Annotated in this window: 1 pseudogene; it reads left to right on the plus strand. The window is 69.0% G+C overall.

The annotated features are described in order from the left end of the window. A pseudogene (locus AC1DMY_RS21080) lies at nucleotides 1-368 on the plus strand (cytochrome c biogenesis protein DipZ); the annotation flags it as partial.

Genomic DNA, 368 nt, shown 5'->3' on the forward strand with positions numbered 1-368 from the left:
CCTGAACAACGTGCGCTCGGGCGAGACCTATGTCGGCTACCAGCAGGCCACCAACTTTGCCTCCCCCGGCGGCCTGCGGCCCGATGCGGCGCGCGACTACACGGTCGGCAAGCTGGACCTGAATAGCTGGGGGCTGTCTGGCCGCTGGACCGTGGAAGCGGAGCAAGGGACACTTGACCGCGCCAACGGCACCATCGCCTACCGCTTCCATGCCCGCGACCTGCACCTCGTGCTCGGCCCGGCGGCCAATGGGCAGGCGGTGCGCTTCCAGGTGACCATCGACGGCAAGCCGCCCGGCGCCAGCCATGGTGCGGACACCGATGAGAACGGCAATGGCGCGGTCACGCAAACCCGGCTCTACCAGCTGG

This window comes from Dyella sp. 01L423, from assembly GCF_056399945.1.